The 1201-nt window shown below is 50.3% G+C and carries 1 protein-coding gene; it reads right to left on the bottom strand.

The features are described from left to right. Window positions 1–78 precede the first annotated feature (78 nt). Complete coding sequence (locus BDE01S_RS10605) at window positions 79–1068, bottom strand: TerC family protein (RefSeq protein WP_066081376.1); 990 nt, start codon at window positions 1066–1068, stop codon at window positions 79–81. Window positions 1069–1201: the final 133 nt, after the last annotated feature.

Here is a 1201-nt window from a genome sequence, read left to right as displayed (position 1 = left end):
GCCAACGCCGTAGCAGGATTTAAGTTCAACGACTATACCCGCGCTTATTTTCAGACGGCCTTTCTGTGATTAACCCACTTAAGAGCCGCGCTTTTCCTTATCCAGCTTGCGGCTGTAAATCACCGAAGTCAGCACCGACGCGCCCAGTGCGCCGAATACTACCGACAGCGACACCGCAATCGGAATATGCACCCAGTGCATAATCAGCATTTTCACACCGATAAAGCTCAATACGAACGACAGGCCGTATTTCAGGAAGACAAAACGGTCGGCCACGTCCGCCAGCAGGAAATACATGGCGCGCAAGCCCAAAATGGCGAAGATGTTGGAAGTCATCACGATAAACGGATCGGTTGTCACCGCAAACACGGCAGGAATACTGTCCACCGCGAAAATCACGTCGCTCAGCTCCACCATCACCAGAACCAGCAGCAGCGGCGTGGCCACACGCTTGCCGTTTTCCACGGTGAAGAATTTTTCACCGTCCAGCTCTTTGCTGACATGGATGTGTTTTTTCAGCCAACCCAGCAATTTATTATTGTTCAAATCCTCATCGCCGTCATCGCCGCCGGATTTAATCATGTGGATACCGGTGTACAGCAGGAACGCGCCGAAAATGTACAAAATCCACTCAAACTGCTGCACCAGCGCCGCACCGATGAAAATCATCACCGCCCGCAACGCAATCGCACCCAACACACCGTAAAGCAGCACACGGTGCTGGTATTGCGGCGGCACTTTAAAGTAGCTGAAAATCATCAGGAACACGAAAATATTGTCCACCGCCAATGATTTTTCCAACACATAGCCGGTGAAAAATTCCAACACTTTCTCTTTAGCGACAACGGCACCGTAAGCCGGATTGCCCGCCAGCTCGAAATACAGCCATGCGGCGAAACCGCAGGATACGGCAATCCACACGCACGTCCACGCCAAGGCCTCTTTCACGCTGACCTTGTGCGCACCGGTTTTCTTAAGCGACAGCATATCGATTGCTATCATAATCAGCACTGCGACAAAAAACACGCCGTAAAACAGCGGCGTGCCGACGGAAGGATGTTCGGCCATCAAATATTTCCTCTTAAATTACAAATCGTTTTCAGACGGCATTGTATAGTGAATTCAAATAAAAAATCTACAGCGTTGGCTGCGCCTTGCCGTACTATAGTCGGAGAAATTAAATTCTGATACAAGGCGGCAA

The organism is Bergeriella denitrificans NBRC 102155, from assembly GCF_001592185.1.
In the GTDB taxonomy this organism is placed as follows: Bacteria; Pseudomonadota; Gammaproteobacteria; order Burkholderiales; family Neisseriaceae; genus Neisseria; species Neisseria denitrificans.
This window is presented reverse-complemented; position numbering and strand designations above follow the sequence as displayed.

Excerpts from the sequence above, each read along its gene's own strand:
- BDE01S_RS10605 (WP_066081376.1), bottom strand. The coding sequence starts at position 1,068 with ATGGCCGAACATCCTTCCGTCGGCACGCCGCTGTTTTACGGCGTGTTT.